Below are 24,743 nucleotides of genomic sequence, written 5' to 3'. Positions count from 1 at the left end.
GCTGCACGATGAACGACCCCCACCACCTGCCCAGCCGGACCTCCGCCGACACCTCCGCGCCGACGCCGCCGGACCCGTTCCTGCTCGGCCACCTGGCCGAGGAGACGCGACGCCGGGCACGCACCGCCCGCGCGACGGAGTCGACCGCCGCCGGCGCCGACCCCGGCCTCCTCGACGCGCTGCGCGCGGCCGTCGACGACCTCGCCCCGACGCTGCTGGCGGCCAGCCACGACCTGTCCGCGCACCCGGAGGTCGCCTTCGAGGAGCACCGGTCCGCGGCCGCACTCGCCGACCTCGTCGAGTCCCGCGGGGTCGACGTGGTCCGCGAGGCCCACGGCCTGGCCACGGGTCTGCGCGCCGAGGTCGGCGACCCGGACGGACCCACCATCGCGGTGCTCTCGGAGTACGACGCGCTTCCCGGCATCGGCCACGGCTGCGGCCACAACGTGATCGCGACCGCCGGCCTCGGCGCGTTCCTCGCGCTGGCGGCGGTCCGCGACCGGCTGCCCGGCCGCGTGGTGTGGCTCGGCACGCCCGCGGAGGAGGGCGGTGGCGGCAAGGAGATCATGGCCGGTCACGGCGCCCTCGACGGCGTCGACGCCGCGCTGATGGTGCACCCGTTCACCTTCGACATCGCCGAGCCGCTGTTCCTCGGCCGCCGCCAGCTGCGCGCGACGTTCACCGGCATCACCTCGCACGCCTCGGCCCAGCCGTTCATGGGCCGCAACGCCCTCGACGCGGTCAACCTGATGTACACCGGCGTCGGCCTGCACCGCCAGCAGATGCCGGCGACCGACCGGGTGCACGGCGTCGTCACCGCCGGTGGCGAGCGCCCCAACGTGATCCCCGAGCACGCCGAGATGCTGTTCTACCTGCGCAGCGAGCACCCCGAGAGCCTGGCCGTGCTCAGCGACCGGCTCGCCGACATCGCCCGCGGGGCGGCGCTGATGACCGGCTGCGGGGTCGAGCTGTCCTGGGACGAGGCGCCGCCCTACCTCCCGGTGCGCAGCAACGGCCCGCTGGCCGCCTCGTGGACCACGCGCTACGGCGAGCGCGGCCGGACGGTGCTGCCGCCGGACGTGGTGCCGCGGATGTTCGCCGGGTCGACCGACTTCGGCAACGTGTCCTACCGGGTGCCGGGCGTGCACGCGATGGTCCGGATCACCGACGACGACCTGTCGCTGCACACCCGCGAGTTCGCCGAAGCCGCCGTCAGCGAGGAGGCCGACCGCGTCGTCGTCGACTCCGCCTGGGCGCTCGCCGCGGTGAGCGCCGACTGGCTGAGCGACCCCGACCTGCGGGCCGCCGCGGCCGCCGACTTCGAGGCCGCCGGCGGCGCGGTCGACGTGCCGTCCTACTTCGGGGAGGCGTGATGGGCGCCGCCGCCTCCACCACGACCCGCACCGACCGGGCGCTCGCCGCCGTCGAGCGCGTCGGCAACCGGCTCCCGGACCCGTTCCTGCTGTTCCTGGGCCTGTTCCTGCTCGTCGGCGTCGTGTCGACCGGCCTGCAGCTGGCCGGCACGTCCGTGCAGATCCCCGGCGCCGACGAGGAGACCGCCGTGCGCGGGCTCTTCACCGGCGAGGGGCTGAGCTGGCTGACGGTCAACCTCGGCGCCAACTTCATCGGCTTCCCGCCGCTGGTCACGGTCGTGACGATCCTGCTCGCGGTGACCGTCGCCGAGCGCACCGGCCTGCTGTCCGCCGCCATCCGCGCCAGCCTGGGGTCCGCCCCGCGCTGGCTGCTGCCGTACGCCGTCGGACTCGTCGGCGTCAACGCCTCCGTCATGGCCGACGCCGCCTTCATCGTCGTCCCGCCGCTCGCGGCGATGGTGTTCAAGGCGGCCGGCCGGCACCCGCTGGCCGGACTCGTCGGCGGCTTCGCCGCGGTCGGCGCCGGCTACTCGACGTCGATGCTCGTCACCAGCCTCGACGCCCTCTTCGCCGGCATCACCAACTCGGTGACCGCGGGGCTCCCGGACGCCGGCGCGACCGTGACGCCGGTGTCGAACCTGTGGTTCAACATCGCCTCCTCGGTCGTGCTCGCCCTCGTCGCCGGGCTGGTCATCGACAAGGTCGTCGAGCCGCGCCTGGTCCGCGAGGACGCGCCGGTCGACATGGTCGAGGCCGACGACGCCGCGGTCCTCGACACCCGCTCCGACGACGAGGAGGTCGCCGCCGCGCTGCGCGCCGCCCCGACCGACCTCTCCCCCGACCTCGACCCGGCCGAGCGGCGCGGCCTGCGCGTGGCCGGCGTGGTGTTCCTCGTCACCGCCGCCGTCGTCCTGGCGGCGGTGCTGCCCGGCGGGTCGCCGTGGCGCAACGACGACGGCGGTTTCCTGCCCGAGTCGCCGCTGCTCGACTCGACCGTCTTCGTCGTGTTCGTGCTGTTCCTCGCGCCCGCGCTGGCCTACGGCTTCGTCAGCGGCTCCCTGCGCGAGGCGGCCGACGTGCCGAAGGTGATGGGCCTGGGCATCAAGGACATGTCGTCCTTCATCGTGCTGGCGTTCATGCTCGGCCAGTTCATCGCGCTGTTCAACTGGAGCAACGTCGGCTCGGCCCTCGCCGTCGCCGGCGCCGACGGACTGGAGTCGATCGGGCTGACCGGCTACCCCGCGATCATCGGCTTCATCCTGCTGGCGTCGGTGCTCAACCTGTTCATCGTCAGCGGCTCGTCGATGTGGACGCTGGTCGGCGCGGTGTTCGTGCCGCTCTTCGCGCTGCTGGGCTACGAGCCCGGCTTCGTCCAGGCCGCCTTCCGGGTCGGCGACTCCGCCACCCAGGTCGTCACGCCGATGAACCCCTACATCTGGATCTTCCTGGTGATGCTCAAGCGCTACGAGCCGGAGGCCGGTCTCGGGACGGTGATCTCGAGGATGCTGCCGTTCGTCGTGCCGTTCTGGATCTCGTGGGTCGCGGTGCTGACCGTCTTCTACCTCACCGGCGCCGACGTGGGTCCGGGGGTGGGGATCCGGATCCCGTGACGTCGGCGCCGGGAGGGGCCAGGGGCGCGGGTCAGGCGGGCTCGCAGAAGTCGATGTCCTGGCCGCCCATCACGCCGTCGAAGACCCTCCGCACCGGCGCCAGCCAGTCCTGGGTGGTGTGCGCCCACGCGAGCGTGCCCGGGACCCTGCCGGGACCGACGCCGACCACCCGCACCTTGCGCGTGCGCAGGGTCATCTCGTAGGACGGCTCCGTCGTGCCGGCCCAGCACGCGCTGGCCCGCCGCTTGCCGCGTGCCTCGCGCTTGCTCACCACGTCGCCGGCCTGCGTGCCGGCGTAGCGCATCGCGACGACGGTGACGTAGCCCAGGCGCCGCTCCCACGGGGCTCGGAGCGACAGGGACAGGCCGGCGGTGCGGTCGGTGGGGACGCGGAAGGTCGCCACGCCGTCGACGACCTCGACGGGCGACGACTGCCACACGTCCTCGTAGTCGGAGGTGAGGGCGGACTGGGCGGTGATCTCGCACCCCTCGCAGCCCGGGGCGTTGATCGTCAGGGTGGTCCGGGCGACGGCGCGGTCGGAAGCGTCCGGCGCGGGTCCGGCGAGGGCCGGTGCCGCGGCCGCCGGCAGGAGGAGGGCGGTGAGCAGTGCTCCCGAGAGCAGGCGTGAGGTCATGGTCGTGTCTTCCCGTGAGGAGGTCTCACAGGTGAGGACGCGCGCGGGGCCCGGTGCGTTGCACCGCGGGGCGGTCAGTCCTCGCCGAGGGTGTTGCGCTCGAGCTCGGAGACCGTGGGCCGACCCTGGTTGCAGAACACCTCGAGGTCGACGGAGCTGCGGCCGTTGCTGAAGACGGCGTCGACGTCGTCGTCCGGTCCCTTCTCCCAGCTCACCACCCGCCAGCCGGCCGCGCGGTCGGGGCGGGCCGCGACGCCGTACGCCCAGGCGCGGCGGCACTCCACGACGAAGCCGCCGTACTCGCCGGTGATCTCCTCGCGCACCGCCGGGGCGTCCGTCGACGGAGGCTGCGCGGGCGGGGCCGAGAGGTCCTCGGCCACCTCGTCACCGACGGGCCCGCGGTCCCGGATCGTCGCGCCGACGGTGGACACCGCGAGCACGCCGAGCACCACGGCCACCGCGGTGGTGGCCGCCCACAGCCCGACGAGCAGCATCCGACGCCTCACGCGGACATCGTGCCGGGTGCGACCTCAGCGCGGGGTGAGGTGGTGGTTAAGGGACGGCTAAGGCGGACCCCGCGCGTGGTTCGACCGGTAGGTTCTCGGCGTGGCCGAGGTGCTGATCATCGAGGACGACGACCGGATCCGGCCGTTGCTGGTCAAGGGCCTGCGCGAGTGCGGGCACACCGTGACCTCCGCGCCGAGCGGGATGGCCGGCCTGCAGCTCGCCGTCGACTCCTCCCCCGACCTCGTCGTGCTCGACCTGGGCCTGCCCGACGTCGACGGCACCCAGGTGCTCTCGATGCTGCGCGGCGTCAGCCAGGTGCCGGTCATCATCGCCAGTGCCCGCGACGACGACCCGTCGCTGGTCGGCGCGCTCGACGCCGGTGCCGACGACTACGTCGTCAAGCCCTTCACCTCCGCCCAGCTCGACGCGCGCGTGCGCGCGGTGCTGCGCAGGGTGGAGGCCGGGCGGCAGCGGCCGACCACCCTCACCGTCGGTGGCCTCTCGCTCGACGTGGCCGGTCGCCGGGTCCACCTCGACGGCGCGGAGGTCGACCTGACACCCCGGGAGTTCGACCTGCTCGCCCACCTCGCCGAGCGGCCGGGCGAGGTGGTCACCAAGCGCGACCTGCTGGTCGAGGTGTGGCGCCAGCCCTGGGGCGGGTCGGACAAGACCGTCGACGTGCACCTGTCGTGGCTGCGCCGCAAGCTCGGCGAGACGGCCGCGGAGCCGCGCTACCTGACCACGGTGCGCGGTGTCGGCGTACGCCTCGCGGCCCCCGAGCCCCCGGACCCGCGGGGCGGCTGAGGTGCGCCGCAGCCTGCTGGTCACCGCCGGTGCCGCGATCTCGATGGTCCTGCTGGCGATGCTGGTGCCGATGGCGATCCTGGTGCGCAGCTATGCCCTCGAGGACCGGCTGGCCCGGGCCGCGCTGGAGGTGCAGGCCGTGGAGACGGTGGTCTCGCGCTACGACGACCGCGGCTCGGTGTCGGTCTACCTCGACCGGCTCAACGCCGGCGACTCCCCCACCCGGGTCACCGTGCTCTACCCCTCAGGCGCCGACGTCGGGCCCGACCAGGGCGAGGACGACCGGGTCCTCGACGCCCGCAACACCGGGCGGGCCCGCGTCGACGACGTGCCCGGCGGCTCGCAGATCCTCGTCCCGGTCTCCCGCGGCGGCTCCTCAGCGCTCCCCGCGCAGACGCCGGTGATCCGGGTCGTCGTCGAGGAGCCCGGCATCACCTCGTCGGTCGGCGTGGCGTGGGGCCTGCTCGCGCTGCTCGGCCTCACCCTGCTGGCCGGCTCGCTGGTCGTCGTCGACCGGCTGGGGCGCTCGTTCGTCCAGCCGATCCGGCGGCTGGCCGAGCACACCCAGACCCTCGGGACCACCGGGTCGATCGCGCCCGTGCCGGACGCGTCCGGTCCGGTCGAGGTGCGCGAGCTGGGCGGCGCGATCGACCGGCTCGTCGGCCGGATCCAGCTGCTGCTGGCGCGCGAGCGCGAGAACGTCGCCGACCTGTCCCACCGGCTCCGCACGCCCGTCACGGCGCTGCGCCTGCGGGTCGAGTCGGTCCGCGACGACGACCTGCGCGAACGGCTAGGCGGCGACCTCGACGCCCTGCAGGCCACGGTCGACGAGATCGTCCGGGAGGCGCGACGCTCGGAGCGTGAGGGGCTCGACCCGCGCACCGACGCCGTCGCGGTGCTCGCCGAGCGCGTACGCCACTGGGCGCCGCTCGCCGAGGACCTCGGCCGGCCGTGGGAGACCGACCTCGCCGACGCCGGGCCGTTGCTGCGCGCGAGCCGTGCCGACCTCGAGGCGCTGGTCGACGTGCTGCTCGACAACGTCTTCTCACACACGCCCGACGACGCCACGGTGCGGGTCACGCTCGGCGCCGCCGACGACCGGGTCGAGCTGGTCGTGGAGGACGCCGGCCCGGGGCTTCCCCCCGACCTCGACGTCACCGGCCGCGGCGCGAGCGGCGCCGGCTCCACCGGGCTCGGGCTGTCGATCGCGGCGCGCACCGCCGAGGACTCCGGCGGTGCGCTGGTCGCCGGCCCCTCGGACATGGGAGGAGCCCGGGTCGCCGTCACCTTGCGGACGGGCTGACCCGGGCTCCTGCCCGTGGCTGCGGCTCAGCGCACGGTGACCTTCGTGGAGCAGGACGAGCCACCGGCCGGCGTCACGGTGAGCTTGAAGACGTCCTTGCCGGCGGTGTTGCGGCGGAAGGCGTCGAGGTCGAGCTCGCCCTCGTCGTCGGCCGTCAGGGTCCGCGACACGGCGACCTTGCCGTCGTGGCGGATGGTGACCTTCCAGTCGCTGAAGGCGCGGGCGCCCTCGATGTCGGCGTCGACGTCCCAGCCGCCGCGCTCGCGGTCGACGTTGAGCTCGTAGGTCGCGCCGGCGCAGGTGCCGCGGCGCTCGACGTCCGCGCTGGCCGGGGCGGCGAGGGCGACGGCGCTGCCGGCGGCGGTGGCGAGCACGGCGGTGCCGGCGATGAGCGTCTTCTTCATGGGTCTCTCCTCAGGGTGGGGGTGGTGCGGGGGTCTCGGGATGGGGTGCGGTGCGTCAGGAACCGAGGGTCGCCGTGCAGGGCTCGCCCTCAGCGGGGGTGAAGGTGACGGCGTAGGTCGCGTCACCGGGGGCGCCGGAGGCGAAGGCGTCGACGTCGATCTCGCCGTCCTCGTCGGTGGTGCGCTCGCCGGTGAGCAGCGCGGTGTCGCCGCGCACGAGCTCGACCTGCCAGGCCTCGCCGGGGCCGGCCGACTGGAGCTCGGCGCTGACCTCGGTCCCGCCGTCCTCGTCCTCCGCGCTCAGCTCCCAGGTCGCGCCACCGCAGGTGCCGCGCTCGGTCGCCTGGGCCTCGGCGCGGTCGTCGACGACCCACCAGGTCCCGAGCCCGACCACGACCGCGGCCGCTGCGACCCCGCCGATGACTGCCTTCTTCGCCACGATGTCCTCCTGTGTCCTCGACGCCGGTCGGCGTCATGGAAGGAGGTTCGTACGAGCGCGGCTAACCGCGCTCCAGCCGACCGCTAAGGCCGGGCTAAGGCGTCCGACTCGCCCTCCTGAGCGGTGAGTGAGGGGGATTTGCCGGTCCAGGAATCCCCGTCACGCACCGCTCACCGGCGTGGCGTACGCCGACACGCCCGCCAGCGGTGAGTGAGGAGGATTCCGAGGGCTGGGAATCCCCCTCACGCACCGCTCGGGCCTCAGGAGGTCGGGCCCGAGGCGCTCGGCCTCAGAAGCTCGGGCCTCAGGAGCTCGGGACGTCCCGCTCGATCTCGGCCAGCCAGGCGGTGCCCTTCGCGTCGCTGGGCATCCGCCAGTCGCCGCGCGGGCTCATCGTGCCGATCGCACTGACCTTGGGGCCGTTGGGCAGCGCGGAGCGCTTGAACTGGTTGGCGAAGAAGCGCTTGACGAAGACCTCCATCCAGCGTCGGACGTCCTCGAGCGAGTAGGCCACGCGCGCGTCGTCGGGGAAGCCGGGCGGCCACTCCCCCGTCTCGGGGTCCTTCCACGCGTGCCAGGCCAGGAAGGCGATCTTGCGCGGCCGGAGGCCGCTGCGCACGACGTGGGCGAGGGTGAAGTCCTGGAGGTTGTAGGGCCCCACCGAGTCCTCGGTGGCCTGCGGCTTGGCGCCCTCCTCGGTGGGGATCAGCTCCGGGGTGATCTCCTGCTGCAGGATCTCGCCGAGCACGTCGCCGACGGCGGGCTCGAACTCGCCGTGCGAGATCACCCAGCGGATCAGGTGCTGCACGAGCGTCTTCGGCACGCCCGCGTTGACCGTGTAGTGCGACATCTGGTCGCCGACGCCGTAGGTGCACCAGCCCAGCGCGAGCTCGGACAGGTCTCCGGTGCCGACGACGATGCCGCCGCGCTGGTTGGCGAGCCGGAAGAGGTAGTCGTAGCGCAGGCCGGCCTGCACGTTCTCGAAGGTGACGTCGTAGACCTTCTCGCCGCGGCCGAAGGGGTGGCCCATGTCGCGCAGCATCTGCTCGGCGGCGGGCCGGATGTCGAGCTCCTCGAAGGTGACGCCGAGGGCCTGCGAGAGGCGGGTGGCGTACGCCTTGGAGGTGGCGCCGGTCGCGAAGCCGGGCATGGTGAAGGCGAGCACGTCGCTGCGCGGGCGGCCGAGCCGGTCCATCGCCTTGCACGCGACGATCAGCGCGTGCGTCGAGTCGAGGCCGCCGCTGACGCCGATGACCGCCTTGGGTGCGCCGATGGAGGCGAGGCGCCGCTCGAGCCCGGAGACCTGGATGTTGTAGGCCTCGTAGCAGTCGAGCTCGAGCCGCTCGGGGTCGTCGGGGACGAACGGGAAGCGGTCGACCTTGCGCAGCAGCCCGATGTCGCCGGCCGGCGGCTCGAGCTCCCACTCCACGGTGCGGAAGCGCTGGACCCGCTCGTGGTGGGTGCGGCGGTTGTCGTCGAAGGAGCCCTGGCGGATCCGCTCCTGGCGCAGCCGGTCGAGGTCGACGTCGACGACCGTGCGGCGCGGGCCGTCGGGGAACCGCTCGCCCTCGCCGAGCAGGTCGCCGCACTCGTAGACGAGCGTCTGGCCGTCCCAGCTCAGGTCGGTCGTCGACTCGCCCTGGCCGGCCGCGGCGTAGACGTACGCCGCGGAGCAGCGCGCGCTCGCGCTCCGCACCAGCAGCCGCCGGTCCTCGGCGCGCGCGACGGTGATCGGCGACCCGCTGAGGTTGGCCAGCACGGTCGCCCCGGCCAGCGCGGCCTCCGCGCTCGGCGGGACCGGCACCCACATGTCCTCGCAGACCTCGACGTGCAGGTCGAGCCCCGGGACGTCGAGGCAGCGGAAGACCAGGTCGGGCCCGAAGCGCACGTCGTGCCCGGCGACGGTGATCCACTCCAGCTCGCGGTCGTCGCCCGGCGCGAACCAGCGCCGCTCGTAGAACTCGCGGTAGTTCGGCAGGTACGACTTCGGCGCGACGCCGAGGATCGTGCCGCGGTGCACGACGACCGCGCAGTTGTGCACCCGGTTGCCCTGCACCAGCGGCGCACCCACCACGAGCACGGTCATCAGGTCGGCGCTGGCCGCGACGATCTCCGCGATCGCCTCCTCGACGCCCGCGAGCAGGGTGTCCTGCAGGAAGAGGTCGTCGACGGAGTAGCCGGTCAGGCACAGCTCGGGGAAGACCGCGACCGCCACGTGCTCGTCGTGGCAGGCCCGGGCCTGCTCGAGGACCGCGGCGGCGTTGGCCGCGGGGTCCGCGAGGTGCACCGGCAGGGTGACGGCCGCGACCCGGGCGAACCCCTGGGCGTAGGCGGAGTAGAAGTCCACGCGCTCACTCTAGGGAAGCGGCCGAATCTCGCTGGACTACCCCGCGCGGGACGGAGAGGGTGCACCCATGCCCCTCGAGATCACGGCGTGCCGCACGGACGCCGACTACGAGGCGTGGCGCTCGGTCCGCCTCGCCGTCCTGCCCTACGAGCGCTGCGACCCGGCCGACGAGCTGCGCCGGCAGGACGAGCGCGCGACCCGGCTGATGCTCGTCGCCCGGGAGGACGGTGTGGTGGTGGGGTCGGGACTCGCCGACCTGTCCGACTCCGCCGGCACCGGGTCGGTGGCGCCGCGGGTGCTCCCGGGCTACCGGCGCCGGCGGATCGGCACCGCCCTCCTCGAGCGGCTCGCGCACCACCTCGAGGCCCACGACCTGATGAGGGTCCGCGCCACCGTCGACGACGACGACTCGCTGGCCTTCGCCCACTGCCTCGGCTTCGAGGACACCGACCACGAGGTCGAGCAGACCCGCGCGGTCGTGGACCTGCCGCCCGTGCCGGACGCGCCGGAGGGCGTCGAGGTGGTGCTCGCGAGCGAGCGGCCCGGCCTGTGGGAGGCGTCGTACGACCGCTTCGGCCGCGAGGCGACGGGCGACTTCGCGCTGTCGACGGCGCTCGACGTCACGCCCGACCGGTGGGCGACGTCGTGGCTCGGCGACCCGATGTTCCTCGCCCTCCACGACGGCGAGGTGGTCGGCTGCGCGGGCCTCGAGGTCGACACCGACGTGACGGACCGCGCCGAGAACGCCCTCACGGCCGTACGCCGCGACTGGCGCGGGCGCGGGCTCGCGATCCACCTCAAGCTCCTCGCCCTGCACTGGGCCGCCGAGCACGGCATCGCCGAGGTCTACACCTGGACGCAGGACGGCAACGCCGCGATGCGGACCCTCAACACCCGGCTGGGCTACGCCACCACCCGCCGCAGCACGATGGTGGCGCGCGCGCTGCCGCTCACCTGATCCGGCGCGTCGGAGGGAGGCCCTAGGCTCGGGAGCATGCGGATCCTGGGGGCGATGGTGGTCATGGTGCTGCTGACGGCGTGCAGCGGGGGCGATGGGCGGGCGGGGCGCGAGCTGAGCGACCCGGCGACGCAGGAGCAGGCCGGTCTCGACGCGCTGCAGTCCGCGAAGCCGGCGATGGCCTCGGCGCTCGGCGCCGCGACCGGCACGTTCGGCGGCCGGCACCTGTCGTGCGACCTGGGCAACCACACGTTCGAGTACGTCGTCACCGGCGGCGTGACCGGCGACGCAGCGTCGTGGGGCGGGGGCACCGACGCGCTGCGCAGCGAGCTGGCCGACGCGGGCTGGGAGCTCACGGACACCGTCGAGGAGACCAGCGTCGGCGCCACCCGCGAGGGCCTCGACCTCCTCGTCCAGCGCGGACGTCGCACCGACGACGGCGTCGAGTGGCGCCTGACCCTCACCGCGCCGTGCGTCGCGTTCTCCGACGCCGACACCGACGAGGCGCGGCTGCGGGGCACGGTCGACCTCTCCGGCGACCTCTGAGCCGTCGCGTCCCCGGCCTCCCGCCGGACCGCCCACAGGACGGCGTCGCGGAGGTTTCCCCCGCCGCAGGCGGGGCATGGTGCCTGCATGGCTGCTGCTGATCCCGCCGCCGCGGACCCGTTCTTCCGGGTCCTGCGCGAGCGGCACCCCGACGTCGACGTCGTCCTGCTCCCACCGACGCGGGTGCGTCCGGCCGACGCCGACGCCTGGACCGGCGACCCGGAGGCCGTGGCCGACGACGCGCTCGAGGCGCTGCGGGTGCTCGGCGTCGCCCTGGGCACGGACCTCCCCGTGGCTGTCCGCTTCTGGAAGCACCACGAGGAGGCCGCGCAGCAGCACCTCACGGTGGCGACGTCCTTCCCGGCGCCCGGGCGGGAGGTCCCCGAGCTGCGGCGCGTGGGCCAGGCGCTCCTCGACCTGGGCTGGCGGGCGGCGCCGCTGGAGCGGCAGGAGAGGCCCACGCTCGAGGCGTTCCGCGACGGTCACCGCCTCGTGGCCCGCGTCGTCGAGGGCGGCGTCGAGCTCGTCCTCACCTCGCGCCCGGTCGCCGACGCGGCGTGGTCCGAGGACGGTGACCGGTCGTGACCCAGGTCCCCTACCCCGTCATCCTCCAGGCCGCGCGCGACTGGGACGAGCAGGCCGACGTGCTCCACTCCGCCAGCCGCAACCTCGCCCAGGCCGAGGTCTCCGAGCTCGGACCCCGCGTGGCCGCCGCGGCGACCCGCTTCGTCGAGACGTGGCGCACCGAGATCGACGCCATGGAGCGCGCCGCCGGCCACCACTCCCAGGCGCTCTCGGCCGTGCGGCTCGACTTCTTCGCCACCGACCAGCAGGCGTCTACCGACCTGCAGGACCTCGTGCCGTGGGCGGACCGATGACCACCATCCAGGTCCCTGCCCCGATCCCCGAGTGGCCCGAGCCCGACGTACGCCCCTCGGCCGCGGCCGTGGCGACCGACCTGCGCGCCGCCGCCGTCGCGACCTCCGACGTGACCTCCTGGATGTCCGCCCACGGCGTGCCCGCCGGGTGGACCGGCAACGCCGCCGACGCCGCCGGTCACGCCATGACCGCGATGGGACGCCGCGCCGACGCCGCCGTCGCCGCGCTGGAGAAGGCCGTCACCGCCGTGGAGGCGTACCTCGACCAGATGGCCACGCGGCGCGCCGAGCTCGACCGGCTCGACGACGAGCGCGTCGCCTTCAACCGCGACCGCGAGTCGCTGTGGTCGCGCGCCGACGGCGCACCGGCCGACCAGGCCGACGCACTGCTGGACGAGGCCGCGGCGCTGCTGCGCCGGCACGACCGGATCGTCGCCGACCGCGAGGCCTGGCTCGAGCGGGTCCGCGCCGACGAGGACCGCGTGATCGCGGTCCTCGCGTCGCTCGACACGACCTCCGAGGGCAGGGACGCGCGCGACGACTCGACGCGCGTCGACGTCGACGGCCTGCGCCGCCAGCTCGCGTCGCAGGCCGACCCCCGGTCGGTCAACGACTGGTGGCTCTCCCTCACCGACGCCCAGCGCGCCGCGCTCGCGATCGCGTTCCCCGAGCTCGTCGGCAACACCAACGGCATCCCCACCGGTGACCGGGACGAGGCCAACCGCGCGACGATCGACCGCGACGAGGAGTACCTGCGCCAGCGGCAGGCCGACGGCTCCCTCACCGATCAGGAGCGGGCGTGGCTGGAGCGGGTGGTGGCGACGCGGGACGCGCTCGCCCTCGGAGAGCTCGCCGGCACCCCGGTCGACACCAACCTCATGGTCTACCTGCCCCACGCCTTCGACGGCGACGGCGCGGCGGCGGTCAGCTACGGCGACCCCGACACCGCCGACGACACCGCCGTGATCGTCCCCGGACTCACCAACGACATGACCAAGATGGGCTCGCAGGGCCAGGACGCGCTCAACCTGTTCATGAGCGCCCACGACAAGGGCGAGGACATCGCCGCGATCGCCTGGATGGGCTACGACGCCCCCAGCGCCGCGGAGGGCATCACCGCCGAGCTCGGTGACATCGCCGGGGTCACCCGCGAGGACCTCGCCGAGAACGGCGGCCACCTGCTCAGCGACTTCGTCGACGGCCTGCGAGCCACCTACGACGGCGACAGCCCCACCGGGCAGTCCCACCTCACGGTGATCGGCCACAGCTACGGCTCCACCACCGCCGCTCACGCCGCCGCCGACGGCCTCGACGAGGACTCCCTGGTGCTCATCGGCAGTCCCGGCGCCGGTGGCGGGGTGCACGACGTGTCCGGCCTCCACGCGCCGGAGGGCGAGGTGTTCGTCGGGTCGCGCGAGAACGACTTCGTCACCTGGCTGGGCGGGGAGATCTCCGTCGACGTGCCGGTCCGCATCGGCGGCGACACCGTCCACCTCGGCAACCTCGGCCTCGGCGACGACCCCAGCCAGGCAGGGTTCGGCGCCCACCGCTTCGACACCTCCTCGGACGGCACCGACACGCCGTTCCACCTCCAGGACGGCGGAGCGATCCTCGACCGCCACACCAGCTACCTCGACGTCGACACGGCGTCGCTGGAGAACATCACCAACGTCGTCATCGACCGCGACGACCAGGTGGACCTCGTGCCCGGCCGCGACACCCCGGCCCACGACCGGCTCTACGACTTCGCCGGGAGCGAGGCGTCCTACCAGGCGCAGCAGGCCGTCGAGAACTACGTCGTCGAGCCGCTGGAGGGCGTGCGCGACGCCGTCGTCGACGGCGCGGGCCGTGTCGTCGACGGCGCGGGTCAGGTCGTCGACGGCGTGCGGTCCGGAGCCGAGGACCTCGGACGGCGGTTCAGCGACGCCTGGCCCGACAGCTGGCCGTGACGTCACGCACCTGAGCACGGGTCGCGGGTGCTGGCCGGGGGCGCGCGCCGGGCGTAGCGTGCGGCAGATGCAGCCGCGCACGCCCACCGTCCCCGCCCTCGCCGTCCCCGGCCTCGTCGCCGTCCTCGTCGGCAGCGCCCTCACCCTCGCGACCGGTCCGGCCGCCTCGACGACTCGGACGGCCGGGACGAGCGCCGCGGCGCCCGCCGTGGCGGCCCACGCGAGGGTGCCCGCGCTGCGCGTGCGCACCGTCGTACGCCGCCTCGACCACCCGTGGGACGTCCAGCAGGCCCCCGGCGGCCGGCTCCTGGTCTCCGAGCGCGACCGGGCCCGGATCAGCGTGGTGCGCAACGGCAAGCGGCGCACCCTGGCCGACCTGTCGCGGCTGGTGTGGGTCTCCGGCGAGACCGGCCTGATGTCGCTGGCGGTCGACCCGGCGCGACGCACCGTGTGGGCCTGCCACGGCAGCACCGAGGGCGGCAACCACGTCCAGGTCACCCGCTGGCGCGCCGACGCGAGGTGGAAGCGGCTCAGCCACCAGCGGACCGTGCTCACCGGGCTCCCCTCGTCGTCCGGTCGGCACGGCGGCTGCCGGCTGCTGCTCGACCGCGACTCCGACGCGCTGGTCGTCGGCACCGGTGACGCCGCCATCGGCACCAACCCGCGCGACCTCGACTCCCTCGGCGGCAAGACGTTGCGGGTGCACCGCCGCACCGGCGAGCCGATGGCCGACAACCCGTACGCCGACGCGACGACGGCGCGACGGTTCGTGTGGACCTACGGCCACCGCAACGTCCAGGGACTCGCCCAGCGGGCCGACGGCTCGCTGTGGTCGGTCGAGCAGGGCAGCTCCCGCGACGACGAGGTCAACCTGCTCGTGCCGGGCGGGGACTACGGCTGGAACCCGGTGCCGGGCTACGACGAGTCGGTGCCGATGACCGACCAGGCGCTCCCGGGCGAGCAGCAGGAGGCGCGCTGGTCGTCCGGCGACCCGACCCTCGCCACCTCCGGCGGCGCCTGGGTCCGCGGGCGGCAGTGGGGGCGCCTCGACGGCACCCTCGCCGTCGCCGCGCTCAAGGCGTCCCGCGTCGTCTTCCTGCGCTTCGACGCCCGGGGCGAGCTGGTCTCCGTCACGAGCCCGAAGGCGCTCCAGCGCCACGGCCGGCTGCGGTCGGTGACCACGGCCCGCAACGGCGACCTGCTCCTCACCACCGACAACGGGGGCGACGACCGGGTGCTGCGCGTCTCCCCGCACTGAGCCGCGTGTGAGCCTCGACACAGGCGGCTACCCCCGGGTTCGGCACTAGCCTGACGAGTGGTCCGTGGACTCCACCGGGGAGCCGCGAGATGACGAGAGGTGCCCATGTCCGAGAAGTCCGAGGAGACCGCCCCGTACGGCTCCGGCCCCGCCACCACCTCCCCGCAGGCCCCGCCCGCGAAGCGCGTGCGCACCCACCACCTGCGGGAGATGAAGGAGCGCGGCGAGAAGATCACCATGCTCACGGCCTACGACATGTACACGGCCGCGACCTTCGACGAGGCGGGCATCGACCTGCTGCTCGTCGGCGACTCCGCCTCCAACAACGTCCTCGGCAACGAGACGTCGCTGCCGATCACCGTCGACGAGCTGCTGCCCCTCACCCGCGCGGTGGCGCGCTCGGTGAAGCGGGCGATGGTCGTCGGCGACCTGCCGTTCGGCAGCTACCAGGCCTCCCCCGAGCAGGGTTACCTCACCGCCGTCCGCTTCATGAAGGAGGCCGGCGCCCACTGCGTCAAGCTCGAGGGTGGCGCCGAGATGGCGCCGGTCATCGAGAAGTGCACCCGCGGCGGCATCCCCGTGATGGCCCACATCGGCTTCACCCCGCAGAGCGAGCACACCCTCGGCGGCTACCGCGTCCAGGGGCGCGGCGACGCGAGCGACCGGGTCGTCGCCGACGCGCGCGCCGTGCAGGACGCCGGCGCGTTCGCGGTGGTGATGGAGATGGTGCCGGGCGACGTCGCGGAGCGGATCAGCAAGGAGCTGACCATCCCGACCATCGGCATCGGCGCCGGCGCCGGCTGCGACGGGCAGGTCCTCGTGTGGCAGGACGCCTTCGGCCTGCGCACCGGTCGGATGGCCCGGTTCGTCAAGCAGTACGCCGACGTCCACCAGGTCCTGCTCGACGCCGCGCGCGCCTACGCCGACGACGTCCGGGGCGGGACCTTCCCCGGTCCCGAGCACACCTTCTGACCCGGGGACGCGGGCCGGCGGCGCCTCACCGGTGACAACGGCCCGCGTCAGCGGGACGATCGGGGTCCGACGACGCGAGGAGCACGCTGTGAGCGAGACCCCGGCCAGCAGGACGAGCGCGAAGAAGACCGCGGCGAAGAAGACGACCGCCAAGAAGGCACCGGCGAAGAAGGCGCCCGCGAAGAAGGCGCCCGCGAAGAAGACGCCCGCCACGAAGGCGCCCGCGAAGAAGACCGCCGCCAAGAAGGCGCCCGCGAAGAAGGCGCCCGCGAAGAAGGCGGCCGCCTCGTCGAGTGCGGCGGCGAAGCCGGTGGCAGCGGCGGCCCGACGCTCACCCGCCGAGCGCGCGCTCGACGCGGGCGCCCAGGCCGCCAGCACCGCCGCCCTGGTCCAGCGGGTCGCGCAGGAGACCGCGGAGCGCGTCGCCGCCGAGACGGCCGCGCGCGTCGCTCAGCAGTACGAGGCCGCCATCGCCGAGCTGACCCGGAGCCTGGACAAGAACACCCGGCGGGCGCTCAAGAGCGTGCGCGCCGCCGCCGACCTCGCCCAGGCCCCGCTGCCCGGGAAGCGGAAGAAGGACAAGAAGAACAAGAAGGCGTGATCAGCTGTCCGGCGTGCCGTCGGTGAGGCCGTCACCGGACCCGGGGCCGTCGTCGTTCCACTTCGGGTCGTTGTCCCAGTCCTCGTTGCGCTCCTGGACCTTCTCCAGCGCGCGGGAGGCCTCGTCGGCCGACGCGTAGGGGCCGAGGCGGTCGGCGTTCTTGCAGCCGTCGCGCCCCTCGACCGTGTGGTGAGTCAGGCAGAACCAGTATTCGTTCTCGCTCATGCGCCGAAACTACACTCGCCGCGTGCCTGCCGTAGCCCCCGCCGTGATCTCGCCCCGCCGTCCCGTCCCCGACACGATCGCCCGACCGGAGTACGTCGACCGTCCGGCACCCGAGCGGTTCGCCGGCGAGGAGGTCAAGGACGCGGAGACCATCGAGCGGATGCGCGTCGCGGGGCGGCTCGCCGCGCAGGCCCGCGAGCTGGTCGGCTCCCACGTCGTCCCCGGCGTGACCACCGACGAGCTGGACCGGATCGGCCACGAGTTCCTGTGCGACCACGGCGCGTACCCCTCGACGCTCGGCTACCGCGGCTTCCCGAAGTCGCTGTGCTCGAGCGTCAACGAGGTGATCTGCCACGGCATCCCCGACTCCCGCGTGGTCGAGGACGGCGACATCGTCAACATCGACATCACCGCCTTCATCGGTGGCGTCCACGGTGACACCAACGCGACCTTCCTGGCCGGCGACGTCGACGAGGAGTCCCGGCTGCTCGTCGAGCGGACGAAGGAGTCGCTCGACCGCGCGATCAAGGCGGTCAAGCCCGGTCGTCGGGTCAACGTGATCGGCCGGGTGATCGAGGCGTACGCCAAGCGCTTCGGCTACGGCGTGGTGCGCGACTTCACCGGCCACGGCATCGGCACCGCGTTCCACTCCGGGCTGATCATCCCCCACTACGACGACGAGCGCTTCGACGACGAGATCCGCGTCGGGATGACCTTCACGATCGAGCCGATGCTCAACCTCGGCACCCCCGACTACGACATGTGGGACGACGGCTGGACCGTCGTGACCAAGGACCGGCGCCGCTCCGCGCAGTTCGAGCACACCCTGCTCGTCACCGAGACCGGCGCCGAGGTGCTCACCCACCCCTGAGGCCCCTAGACTCCTCGCCGAGTGGGTCGGCCGGGCGGCCGCGGCACCTCGCGCGAGCGAGGGGTCGAGGAAGGTCCGGGCTCCACAGGGCAGGGTGGTGGCCAACAGCCACCCGGGGAAACCCGCGGGATCAGTGCCACAGAGAACAGACCGCCACGCCTCGGCTCCGGCCGGGGTGCGGTAAGGGTGAAACGGTGGTGCAAGAGACCACCAGTGCGCCGGGCGACCGGCGCAGCTAGGCAAACCCCACCCGGAGCAAGATCAGACAGGATGCGTCCGAGGGCGGCCCGCCCGAGCATCCGGGTAGATCGCACCAGGCGGCCGGCAACGGTCGTCGCAGATGGATGGTCGCCCCCGCGTCAGCGGGACAGAACCCGGCCTACAGGCCGACCCACTCCCAACACCCCGTCTGACCTGCGGAAACACATGATTCAGGCCTTCCCGGTCCGCGCAGAGTCCGCAGCAGCGCCGAGGACGAGGTCGACCGCCTCCCTAGTGCGGTCGTCCGAGTCGGGCCACAGGTGGCTGTACGTGTCGAGCGTCTCGGCGGCCGAGGCGTGCCCGAGGCGCGCCTGCACCGTCTTCACCGACTCGCCGTGGCGGATCAGCAGCGACGCGTAGTAGTGCCGCAGCGCGTGCAGTCCCTGGCCGGGCGGGATTCCAGCCGATCGAGCTGGCGCGCGCCACTGGTGGCCGAATGCCTGGCGACTGATCGGCAGGCCGCCCATCGTGAAGAGCAGGCCGTCGCGAGCGACGTCGTACGCCTCGAGGTGCGCCTGCAGCGCGTCGAGCACGACCCGGGGCAGCGGAATGGTCCGATAGCTCGCCTCGGTCTTCGGCGGGCCCCACACCGGGCTGCCGTCGACGACGCCGACCAGCTGCCGGTCGATGGTGACCTCGCGTCGGAGGAAGTGAATGCGGCCGAGCGTGAGGCCGCGCAGCTCGCCGCCACGCACGCCGGTGCCGGCCGCGAAGGTCACTAGCGCTCGTAGCTCGGCCGGCATAGCCGCGACCAGCGCCTCGACCTGCTCCGTGGTGATCGGCACGACCTGCGACCGCTCACGCTTCGGCAGGCGGGTGCCCTCGCAGGGGTTGGCCGGGATCCGGCGATCGCGCACCGCGGCCTTGAAGACCGACGAGGCGATCGAGTGCACAACGCCCACGGTCGACGGGGCCAGCGGCTTCCGGTCCGATCCCCCGACGCTGAGCCGCTTCACCCAGGCCTGCACCTCGCTCGGCAGGATCGCTGCGAGCGGCCGGTCGCCGAGCGTCGGGTAGGCATGCCGACGCAGCATCGTCTCGACGTGCGCCTGGCTCGAGGGCCGGTGCACCTGCGCCGCGCGCCACTGCTCGGCGTACTCCCGGAACGTCATCCGACCGGCGTTCGGGTCGACGTACTGGCCGGTGACCACCGACGTCGTGACCTCGTCGAGCCAGCGCTGAGCGTCGGCCTTCCGCGGGAAGTGTCGCGAGTGCTCGCGGCCGCTGCTGTCGCGATAGCGAGCGCGCCACTGGCCATTCGGCCGCTTCGCCACGCTAGCCATTAGCGCTCCCCGTCCTCGACGTCGTCCTCGACCCAGTAGGTCGAGCCATCCGCACCGCTACGGACCCGCGAGAGCCGGTCTCGCAGTTCCTGCGTCTGCCTCCCTGTTCTGATGCGCCAGAAATCTTCCTCGACGTCTCCGATGGGCGAGCCAAGCAACTTATGGACCAGCTCTCGATCACCCTCGTCGACGATGTCCAACAGCCGGTTCTCGATCTCGACTAGCCGAGCCTGCAGAGCGGCCTGCCGTCCCGATACGTCTCGGTGCTCGCGAAGCAGCTTCATCACCTCCGCATCCAGCGGCATGACGAGCTTGCCGACGTCGTGCCCGAGAGCGATCGCGAAACCCATCAGCTCGTCGACGCTCAGCCGTCGCGCACCGCTCTCGATCTTGTAGATGGCGGTCCGACCGATCGGGTGCCCTACTTGCCGCAGGCGCTCAGCCATCCGGTCAACGGACCATCCCCGGGACTCGCGCTCAGCGCGGATGCGCGCCGCAGCTCGGCGCTCGTGCTCCGTCTGGTGTGCAGGACCTTGCTTCGGCATCAGTCACGCTCCTAGTTCCAACTTCGGAACAACATTAGCCATTGCTGGTTGTTGATGGCAAGGCCCAACTGTCAGGCTCGGCACACGCCAGAGCCGAGACGACTAGGGAGCGCAACCTCATGCAGACCCACTTCATGGAAGAGATGATCGAAGCCACGGGCGTCGATCCGACGCTGACCGCAGGGTCGACCTACCTGACCGTTGAAGGGCTGGCCGAGCTGCTTCACACGTCGCCGAACACCGTCCACTACTGGATCAAGGTCGGGCGGGCTCCCAGCAGCTTCAAGGTCGGCCGTCGCCGCCTGTTCGCGCGCGCCGACGTCGACGCGTGGGTCGAGGAGCACCGCGAGAGCGGTGTCGCGTGATCGTCAACGAGACCGACCAGGGCCCCCCGGGACATGACGAGGGCCGCCCCGGCAAGAGCGGCCCCACCACGTCAAACCTCAACCTGACTTCAACGATGGTACAGCAGGCCGTTCCGCCGATCCCGACCGTTGAGAGCTACCTCGCCGGACTCGGTCCCGTGCCCCGGTCGACGTCGTGCGCCTCCTGCGACTTCGGCGTCGTGTTCGAGGACGGCCGACGACGCTGCGATCGGCACTGGACCGCGGCTGACCGCGACCTGATTGCCGAGCTCAACCGTCGCGGCCGCGCCGTCGGCCTGCCGATCGACCGTAGGCACCGGCTCGAGGGCCAGCGCGCCTTTCCGTACGGCCCACGAGCGTACGTCGCCATGCGTCGCGAAATGCTCGAGTGGGCCGAGGCCAACCAGCTCCGCTACGCCGACCGCTCCCACGCCTGCGAGGCGTGGTTGCGTGCCGAGCGATGCCCCGGCGTCGATCGTTGCGCCGGCCTCGGCCGCGCCATCCTTCGGCGCGGAGACCACGCCTCGTCTTGGACCGGACCCGCCGGCCTTCGCCTGATCGTTGCGCAGCCCTACGCGCTCAGCAGCCAGGACGCCGACGAGTTGCGCGAGCTCGCGGACGTCGACGGCCTGCACGTCACCGTCCAGCCGCCGGGCGCGCTCTGGTACGGAGAGCAGACCTACGCCGTGCTGCTCGCCGCGTTCCCCGACACCACGGAGACCGCCGCATGACGGCCGACGACGCGACCCTCGCACTCCTGTCCTCGCTCAGCGAGCCTGGCGACGGCGCGGCGATCCCGGACGTGTCCCCGCACGAGGTGCTCAAGGATCAGCCGAGCGCGGACGCGTCGGCGTACGCCCTTCGCCTGATCCGCTCGGCGCACGAGCCGGCGGCGCCGGCCGTTGCGTCGCCATCGAGCGCTCCGGCCTCGGCACACGCGGCCAGCGAAGCGCCCGGCGTGAAGGTGAAGCCGACGACTCGGCTCTACAAGCACTTCCGGACGGCATGCGACCTCATCCACTGCGACGGCCGGGCGTACGCCGTGCCGCGGGAAACCACGGAACTGGTCGGCCCGGCCGGCGTCGCCATCCCGCTCGAGCCCTTCCGCCGCATCGTCACGCGCGTCGCCCGACGCGTGCCCGATGTCGGAGGGATCTCCCAGACGATGGCCCGTGACGTCGTCGCCGAGCTCGAGGCCGATGCCTACGCCGGCCCGGCGTCCCGCGTCGACCTGCGGATCCACCACGACCCCGCCGCCGGGCGCATCGTCATCGACCTGGCTCGGCCCGACGGCCTCGCGATCGTCGTCACTGCCCAAGGCTGGACCGTGGAGCCGATCCCGATGGGTGTGGTGTTCCGCCGCTCCCACGCCACGCTGCCTCTGCCCGATCCAGTGCGAGGCGGCCGTCTCGACGAGCTCGCCGCGATCCTGTCGCTCGACCCGGTCGGCGTGCCGTTCGCATCGCTCAGCGCGTGGGCCGTCGGCACCCTGTTCGCCGCGTCCGTTCGCCCCGCCGTCCTGCTCTGGGGGCCGATGGGGTGCGGCAAGACGACCGCTCTGCGTGTCGTGGCGTCGACCGTCGAGCCGACTCCCGCGTCGGCGATGGGCTCGGCGTTCGGACGGAACCTCGATGACGACCTGGTGCGCGCAACTCACCGCGCCCTGCCCATCTGGGACAACCTGCAGCGCGTCTCGGGTGCCGTGTCTGAGCAGTTCTGCTCGATGGTGACCGGCACCGCCATCGAGAAGCGACAGCTCTACACCGACACGGAGCTGGTCAGCGTCGCCGTCGCCCGGCCCGTCGGCCTGACCGCCGTCGCCAAGCCTGCCGGCTTCCGGCCCGACGCCCTTGACCGGATGACCGTGGTCGAGATGCAGCCGCTTCCGGTGCGGATCGCCGACGATGCGATCCAGGCCCGCTTCGACGAAGCTCACCCGCGACTCCTCGGCGCACTGTGCGACGCCGCGGCCGCCGCGCTGAGGTGGATGCCCTACACCCCCGCGCCGACCCACTTGCGGATGGCCGCGCACGCGCACGTCCTGGCAGCGATCGACGCCGCCACGGCCGCCGGCGAGCTCGTCGGGGTGCCTGCCGGGCTGCTAGCCACCTACGCCGACCTGGCCGGCCACACCTCCCGCGACACCGCCGCCGAGGACGTGTTCGGCGGGGCGCTGCTCGCGCTGCTCGAGGAGTCGGGCGGCGCTTGGTCCGGCAAGGCCTCCGAGCTGCTCGCGGCTGCCGGGCGTCACGTGATGCTCGGCGTCCACGGCGCCGGCTGGCCCGGCTCGCCCCGCAAGGTGCCCGAGGCGCTCGCCTACCTCCGCCCGGGCCTGGCCGAGATCGGCGTCACCTGGCAGAGGACGACCGTCCGAAGCAAGACCCGCTACAGCTTCGCGACCGCCCCGATCGCCGCGACCGACGGGGTTGCACTGTGACCGCCGCGAGCGCCGACAAGGGCACCCCGATGCGGGTAGAAGGGCACCCCCAAAGGGCACCCCGACCCACAAAGGGCACCCCAAAGGGCACCCCCTCCGCACGCGTGTTGACCTGCGGAAACACCGAACGGGGTGCCCGTGGTGCCCGTGGTGCCCTTCTTGCGGGTCTCCCTCTGTTCGAAACAGGAGAAAAGAGGAGGGATGGAGGGGATAGCCAAGAGGTAGCCCGCACAAAGGGCACCCCGGGGCACCAAGGGCACCCCCTCCCCTCTGCGAAGCGAACGGTGGCCGAGCGGTGACGGGCGCCATGCGCGCCCGGATCGTGGCGCGATACCAGCGGCCTGAGTACGTCGTCCTCGTCGACGACCCGGCCGGCGAGGTGCGCGTCAGGTGGAGCCTCGGCCGTTCGCGGGCCTGGCGCTGCGACACCTGCGGCCCCATGACCACCACCGACTGTCCACACGTCTTCGCCGCCGGCCTGCTCCTCGCCGAGGAGTTCCTCGGCCTGACCCGCCACACCGATCTCCGACCCAACGAAGGGACCACCCCATGATCGACCTCGAGTTCATCAACCGACTGCGCATGGAGAACCTGCCGGGCTTCGCCGCCCGGGTCGAGCGCCGTGACCGTGTCGTGGCCGAGCTCGGCCGACGCCGCGCAGCCCAGACCGAAGCCAACCCGCTCGGACGGTTCGCCTCCGCCGAGCGGTTCGTGCTCGAGGAGATGCTCGAAGCCGGCGACCCGCTCGAGGAGCTCGACCAGCGCATCGCTGTGCGCGTGGCGGCTGCGCAGTCCGCGGCGGCGGCGCTTCGCGAGCTGATCGCGATGCGTGGCCTTCTCGATGACGAGGTGGCGGCCGCCGGGCGCGACACCCACCACATGCTTCCGATGCTGCACTCCGCGTTGAGGCAGCGCGTGGAGGAAGCCGAAGCGCTCGGTCCAATCGACCAGATCGCCACCGACGAGGCGACGAAGACGAGTCGGCGCTACGCCGATCGGGACCGCCTCGGCGACCTGCTCGACGAGCTCGGCTCCATTCGGTTCGAGCAGGGCCGGGTGCTCCGAGAGGCCGGCCACGAGCTCGGAGGCAAGACGGCGATCCTGCACATGATCCGCAACGTCGAGGACGTGTTCCCCCGCCGTGGGTGGCTGCCGTGGCTCACCCCCGGGTGGCTCGGCAAGCGCGGCACCAACGGCGAGGAGCGCGTCGAGGTCCAGACGCCGTGGCCCCGCCCGCTCATGGCCGCGTCCACGACACCCGAGTTCGGCCTGTGGGCGCTGCAGGCCGGCGCCGAGCAGTGGGTGCCGACCCTGGCTCAGCAGGAGAAGGCAGCGGCCGACCTCACCCGCAAGTCACGCGAGCCCAGGCAGGACGACGGCCGGTTCGGCGAGTGGTTCGACCCCGGCCCTTCGCAGCGCTACCAGCGCCCCACCGACATCACCGGCGGCAGTCTCCGCCGCTGACCCACCACCCATGACGAAAGGCATCGACATGACACCCACTCAGCACAAGGCCGCGGCAGAGACCTTGCTCGCCGATCTGACCTCCACAACCCGGAACCAGTTCACCGACCAGCGCATCCTGGCGATGACGACCCACGCCGTGCTGGCCCAGACCGCGGGCACGGGCAGCCACTACACGTCGGCAGACGCGCTGCTCGCCGAGGCCGAGCTGCCCGGCCGCGCGCCCTCGGTCACTCAGTTCCGGATCGCCCACACCCACGCGCTGCTCGCGGACCGCGCGTGAGCGCCGACGAGCGGCCGCGCCCGACCTCGGTCGCCGCCGTGCTCAAGGCGAAGCGCGAGGCCCGCGAGGCTGAGGAGCAGCGCCGATCCGACGCCCGGGAGCGCGGCGACGCACGCCGCTCGCCCTACGGCATGGGGCACACGTGAGGGCCGGCACCGTTAGGCGCGGGTGTCGGCCGGGGCTAGTTGTCGTCGCGAACGACGACCGTCTGCAGCCACTTCGAAGGTGCGTAGGCAGCAACCGTTCGGTCGGCACCAGCAATCCAACCCGTCACGATCAGATGCCCCTCACGGATCACGAAGTCATCCGCCTCAGCGCGCACGGTCTCGTACTGCCCGGTGCTATCGATCTGTCCGTGCTTCACCCGAACGGCCATGAGGAATCCCCCTACCGCCGCACACACTCGGCGCGGACCGGCACACAGCA

At 73.1% G+C, this 24,743-nt stretch carries 29 protein-coding genes and 1 other RNA gene; 21 read left to right on the top strand and 9 right to left on the bottom strand.

Annotated features, from left to right (window positions below; translation table 11 throughout):
• Window positions 1-8: 8 nt before the first annotated feature.
• Complete coding sequence (locus LN652_RS21280; protein WP_230442571.1) at window positions 9-1,373, top strand: M20 family metallopeptidase; 1,365 nt, start codon at window positions 9-11, stop codon at window positions 1,371-1,373.
• The gene (locus tag LN652_RS21275; RefSeq protein ID WP_230442570.1) at window positions 1,373-2,983 is read left to right on the top strand and encodes an AbgT family transporter; all 1,611 of its coding nucleotides are present in this window, start codon (window positions 1,373-1,375) and stop codon (window positions 2,981-2,983) included. Before LN652_RS21280 ends, LN652_RS21275 begins: the two co-directional genes overlap by 1 nt.
• A gap of 31 nt (window positions 2,984-3,014) precedes the next feature.
• On the opposite strand, the gene LN652_RS21270 is transcribed toward LN652_RS21275, so the two are convergent.
• The gene (locus tag LN652_RS21270) at window positions 3,015-3,617 is read right to left on the bottom strand and encodes a hypothetical protein (RefSeq protein ID WP_230442569.1); all 603 of its coding nucleotides are present in this window, start codon (window positions 3,615-3,617) and stop codon (window positions 3,015-3,017) included.
• Between the two features lie 74 nt (window positions 3,618-3,691).
• Window positions 3,692-4,123, bottom strand: coding sequence for a hypothetical protein (locus LN652_RS21265; RefSeq protein WP_230442568.1), 432 nt, complete (start codon window positions 4,121-4,123; stop codon window positions 3,692-3,694).
• 100 nt (window positions 4,124-4,223) lie between these two features.
• On the opposite strand from LN652_RS21265, the gene LN652_RS21260 reads away from it, so the two are divergent.
• Complete coding sequence (locus tag LN652_RS21260) at window positions 4,224-4,928, top strand: response regulator transcription factor (protein ID WP_230442567.1); 705 nt, start codon at window positions 4,224-4,226, stop codon at window positions 4,926-4,928.
• Between the two features lies 1 nt (window position 4,929).
• A complete protein-coding gene (locus LN652_RS21255; protein ID WP_230442566.1) occupies window positions 4,930-6,231 on the top strand; it encodes a HAMP domain-containing sensor histidine kinase in 1,302 nt (433 codons plus the stop codon).
• Between the two features lie 26 nt (window positions 6,232-6,257).
• Here LN652_RS21255 and LN652_RS21250 read toward each other — a convergent pair whose 3' ends face one another.
• The 3 genes from LN652_RS21250 to LN652_RS21240 all read right to left on the bottom strand — a co-directional run bounded on the left by LN652_RS21250 (window position 6,258) and on the right by LN652_RS21240 (window position 9,421).
• Complete coding sequence (locus tag LN652_RS21250) at window positions 6,258-6,635, bottom strand: hypothetical protein (protein WP_230442565.1); 378 nt, start codon at window positions 6,633-6,635, stop codon at window positions 6,258-6,260.
• 55 nt (window positions 6,636-6,690) lie between these two features.
• Window positions 6,691-7,074 (bottom strand): hypothetical protein, encoded by a 384-nt coding sequence (locus tag LN652_RS21245; RefSeq protein ID WP_230442564.1) that lies wholly within the window; start codon window positions 7,072-7,074, stop codon window positions 6,691-6,693.
• Between the two features lie 304 nt (window positions 7,075-7,378).
• A complete protein-coding gene (locus LN652_RS21240) occupies window positions 7,379-9,421 on the bottom strand; it encodes an NAD(+) synthase (RefSeq protein ID WP_230442563.1) in 2,043 nt (680 codons plus the stop codon).
• A gap of 67 nt (window positions 9,422-9,488) precedes the next feature.
• Between LN652_RS21240 and LN652_RS21235 the strand changes: the two genes are divergently transcribed.
• The 8 genes from LN652_RS21235 to LN652_RS21200 all read left to right on the top strand — a co-directional run bounded on the left by LN652_RS21235 (window position 9,489) and on the right by LN652_RS21200 (window position 16,583).
• On the top strand, window positions 9,489-10,379 hold the full coding sequence (locus LN652_RS21235; protein ID WP_230442562.1) for a GNAT family N-acetyltransferase: 891 nt from the start codon (window positions 9,489-9,491) through the stop codon (window positions 10,377-10,379).
• A gap of 36 nt (window positions 10,380-10,415) precedes the next feature.
• Complete coding sequence (locus LN652_RS21230) at window positions 10,416-10,925, top strand: hypothetical protein (RefSeq protein WP_230442561.1); 510 nt, start codon at window positions 10,416-10,418, stop codon at window positions 10,923-10,925.
• Window positions 10,926-11,012: 87 nt separating this feature from the next.
• Complete coding sequence (locus LN652_RS21225) at window positions 11,013-11,510, top strand: hypothetical protein (protein ID WP_230442560.1); 498 nt, start codon at window positions 11,013-11,015, stop codon at window positions 11,508-11,510.
• Entirely contained in the window at window positions 11,507-11,803 is a 297-nt protein-coding gene (locus tag LN652_RS21220) for a hypothetical protein (RefSeq protein ID WP_230442559.1), read from the top strand. The genes LN652_RS21225 and LN652_RS21220 overlap by 4 nt, the downstream gene beginning before the upstream one ends.
• On the top strand, window positions 11,800-13,752 hold the full coding sequence (locus tag LN652_RS21215) for an alpha/beta hydrolase (RefSeq protein WP_230442558.1): 1,953 nt from the start codon (window positions 11,800-11,802) through the stop codon (window positions 13,750-13,752). Before LN652_RS21220 ends, LN652_RS21215 begins: the two co-directional genes overlap by 4 nt.
• A 67-nt stretch (window positions 13,753-13,819) precedes the next feature.
• Complete coding sequence (locus LN652_RS21210; RefSeq protein WP_230442557.1) at window positions 13,820-15,010, top strand: PQQ-dependent sugar dehydrogenase; 1,191 nt, start codon at window positions 13,820-13,822, stop codon at window positions 15,008-15,010.
• A gap of 105 nt (window positions 15,011-15,115) precedes the next feature.
• Window positions 15,116-15,982 carry a 3-methyl-2-oxobutanoate hydroxymethyltransferase gene (panB, locus tag LN652_RS21205; protein ID WP_268932208.1) on the top strand — a complete coding sequence of 289 codons (867 nt, stop codon included), beginning with the start codon at window positions 15,116-15,118 and terminating at the stop codon, window positions 15,980-15,982.
• A gap of 88 nt (window positions 15,983-16,070) precedes the next feature.
• A complete protein-coding gene (locus tag LN652_RS21200) occupies window positions 16,071-16,583 on the top strand; it encodes a hypothetical protein (RefSeq protein WP_230442556.1) in 513 nt (170 codons plus the stop codon).
• Here LN652_RS21200 and LN652_RS21195 read toward each other — a convergent pair whose 3' ends face one another.
• Window positions 16,584-16,808 (bottom strand): hypothetical protein, encoded by a 225-nt coding sequence (locus LN652_RS21195; protein WP_211732604.1) that lies wholly within the window; start codon window positions 16,806-16,808, stop codon window positions 16,584-16,586. It abuts the gene before it with no gap.
• Here LN652_RS21195 and map point away from each other — a divergent pair.
• Both map and rnpB read left to right on the top strand, forming a co-directional pair.
• A complete protein-coding gene (map, locus tag LN652_RS21190; protein WP_329958446.1) occupies window positions 16,807-17,679 on the top strand; it encodes a type I methionyl aminopeptidase in 873 nt (290 codons plus the stop codon). The two genes, LN652_RS21195 and map, sit on opposite strands and share 2 nt — an antisense overlap.
• Window positions 17,680-17,701: 22 nt before the next feature.
• Window positions 17,702-18,077: RNase P RNA component class A (rnpB, locus tag LN652_RS21185), an RNA gene on the top strand.
• Between the two features lie 33 nt (window positions 18,078-18,110).
• Here rnpB and LN652_RS21180 read toward each other — a convergent pair.
• Complete coding sequence (locus LN652_RS21180; RefSeq protein WP_230442554.1) at window positions 18,111-19,214, bottom strand: tyrosine-type recombinase/integrase; 1,104 nt, start codon at window positions 19,212-19,214, stop codon at window positions 18,111-18,113.
• Window positions 19,215-19,222: 8 nt separating this feature from the next.
• Window positions 19,223-19,768: a helix-turn-helix domain-containing protein gene (locus LN652_RS21175; RefSeq protein WP_230442553.1), complete on the bottom strand. Its 546-nt coding sequence runs from the start codon at window positions 19,766-19,768 to the stop codon at window positions 19,223-19,225.
• Between the two features lie 134 nt (window positions 19,769-19,902).
• On the opposite strand from LN652_RS21175, the gene LN652_RS21170 reads away from it, so the two are divergent.
• From LN652_RS21170 to LN652_RS21140, 7 genes are all read left to right on the top strand, one after another.
• On the top strand, window positions 19,903-20,133 hold the full coding sequence (locus tag LN652_RS21170; protein ID WP_230442552.1) for a helix-turn-helix domain-containing protein: 231 nt from the start codon (window positions 19,903-19,905) through the stop codon (window positions 20,131-20,133).
• Window positions 20,130-20,864: a hypothetical protein gene (locus LN652_RS21165; RefSeq protein WP_230442551.1), complete on the top strand. Its 735-nt coding sequence runs from the start codon at window positions 20,130-20,132 to the stop codon at window positions 20,862-20,864. The genes LN652_RS21170 and LN652_RS21165 overlap by 4 nt, the downstream gene beginning before the upstream one ends.
• On the top strand, window positions 20,861-22,570 hold the full coding sequence (locus LN652_RS21160) for a hypothetical protein (protein WP_230442550.1): 1,710 nt from the start codon (window positions 20,861-20,863) through the stop codon (window positions 22,568-22,570). Before LN652_RS21165 ends, LN652_RS21160 begins: the two co-directional genes overlap by 4 nt.
• A 307-nt stretch (window positions 22,571-22,877) precedes the next feature.
• Complete coding sequence (locus tag LN652_RS21155) at window positions 22,878-23,123, top strand: hypothetical protein (RefSeq protein WP_230442549.1); 246 nt, start codon at window positions 22,878-22,880, stop codon at window positions 23,121-23,123.
• Window positions 23,120-24,034, top strand: a complete 915-nt coding sequence (locus tag LN652_RS21150) for a hypothetical protein (RefSeq protein WP_230442548.1) — start codon at window positions 23,120-23,122, stop codon at window positions 24,032-24,034. Before LN652_RS21155 ends, LN652_RS21150 begins: the two co-directional genes overlap by 4 nt.
• A gap of 10 nt (window positions 24,035-24,044) precedes the next feature.
• Window positions 24,045-24,317: a hypothetical protein gene (locus LN652_RS21145; protein WP_230442547.1), complete on the top strand. Its 273-nt coding sequence runs from the start codon at window positions 24,045-24,047 to the stop codon at window positions 24,315-24,317.
• Complete coding sequence (locus LN652_RS21140; RefSeq protein WP_230442546.1) at window positions 24,314-24,463, top strand: hypothetical protein; 150 nt, start codon at window positions 24,314-24,316, stop codon at window positions 24,461-24,463. Before LN652_RS21145 ends, LN652_RS21140 begins: the two co-directional genes overlap by 4 nt.
• 35 nt (window positions 24,464-24,498) lie before the next feature.
• Here the strand turns inward: LN652_RS21140 and LN652_RS21135 are convergent, their stop codons facing one another.
• Window positions 24,499-24,693, bottom strand: coding sequence for a hypothetical protein (locus tag LN652_RS21135; protein WP_230442545.1), 195 nt, complete (start codon window positions 24,691-24,693; stop codon window positions 24,499-24,501).
• Between the last annotated feature and the right edge of the window lie 50 nt (window positions 24,694-24,743).

The organism is Nocardioides okcheonensis, assembly GCF_020991065.1.
Taxonomy (GTDB): Bacteria; Actinomycetota; Actinomycetes; order Propionibacteriales; family Nocardioidaceae; genus Nocardioides; species Nocardioides okcheonensis.
Note: the sequence above shows the minus strand (reverse complement) of the source record. Positions and strands in the feature narration are given on the sequence as shown.

Coding starts and splice junctions, on each gene's coding strand:
- LN652_RS21280 (WP_230442571.1), top strand. CDS start 9: ATGAACGACCCCCACCACCTGCCCAGCCGGACCTCCGCCGACACCTCC.
- LN652_RS21275 (WP_230442570.1), top strand. CDS start 1,373: ATGGGCGCCGCCGCCTCCACCACGACCCGCACCGACCGGGCGCTCGCC.
- LN652_RS21270 (WP_230442569.1), bottom strand. CDS start 3,617: ATGACCTCACGCCTGCTCTCGGGAGCACTGCTCACCGCCCTCCTCCTG.
- LN652_RS21250 (WP_230442565.1), bottom strand. CDS start 6,635: ATGAAGAAGACGCTCATCGCCGGCACCGCCGTGCTCGCCACCGCCGCC.
- LN652_RS21235 (WP_230442562.1), top strand. CDS start 9,489: ATGCCCCTCGAGATCACGGCGTGCCGCACGGACGCCGACTACGAGGCG.
- LN652_RS21230 (WP_230442561.1), top strand. CDS start 10,416: ATGCGGATCCTGGGGGCGATGGTGGTCATGGTGCTGCTGACGGCGTGC.
- LN652_RS21225 (WP_230442560.1), top strand. CDS start 11,013: ATGGCTGCTGCTGATCCCGCCGCCGCGGACCCGTTCTTCCGGGTCCTG.
- LN652_RS21215 (WP_230442558.1), top strand. CDS start 11,800: ATGACCACCATCCAGGTCCCTGCCCCGATCCCCGAGTGGCCCGAGCCC.
- LN652_RS21210 (WP_230442557.1), top strand. CDS start 13,820: ATGCAGCCGCGCACGCCCACCGTCCCCGCCCTCGCCGTCCCCGGCCTC.
- panB (WP_268932208.1), top strand. CDS start 15,116: ATGTCCGAGAAGTCCGAGGAGACCGCCCCGTACGGCTCCGGCCCCGCC.
- map (WP_329958446.1), top strand. CDS start 16,807: ATGCGCCGAAACTACACTCGCCGCGTGCCTGCCGTAGCCCCCGCCGTG.
- LN652_RS21195 (WP_211732604.1), bottom strand. CDS start 16,808: ATGAGCGAGAACGAATACTGGTTCTGCCTGACTCACCACACGGTCGAG.
- LN652_RS21175 (WP_230442553.1), bottom strand. CDS start 19,768: ATGCCGAAGCAAGGTCCTGCACACCAGACGGAGCACGAGCGCCGAGCT.
- LN652_RS21170 (WP_230442552.1), top strand. CDS start 19,903: ATGGAAGAGATGATCGAAGCCACGGGCGTCGATCCGACGCTGACCGCA.
- LN652_RS21160 (WP_230442550.1), top strand. CDS start 20,861: ATGACGGCCGACGACGCGACCCTCGCACTCCTGTCCTCGCTCAGCGAG.
- LN652_RS21155 (WP_230442549.1), top strand. CDS start 22,878: ATGCGCGCCCGGATCGTGGCGCGATACCAGCGGCCTGAGTACGTCGTC.
- LN652_RS21150 (WP_230442548.1), top strand. CDS start 23,120: ATGATCGACCTCGAGTTCATCAACCGACTGCGCATGGAGAACCTGCCG.
- LN652_RS21145 (WP_230442547.1), top strand. CDS start 24,045: ATGACGAAAGGCATCGACATGACACCCACTCAGCACAAGGCCGCGGCA.
- LN652_RS21135 (WP_230442545.1), bottom strand. CDS start 24,693: ATGGCCGTTCGGGTGAAGCACGGACAGATCGATAGCACCGGGCAGTAC.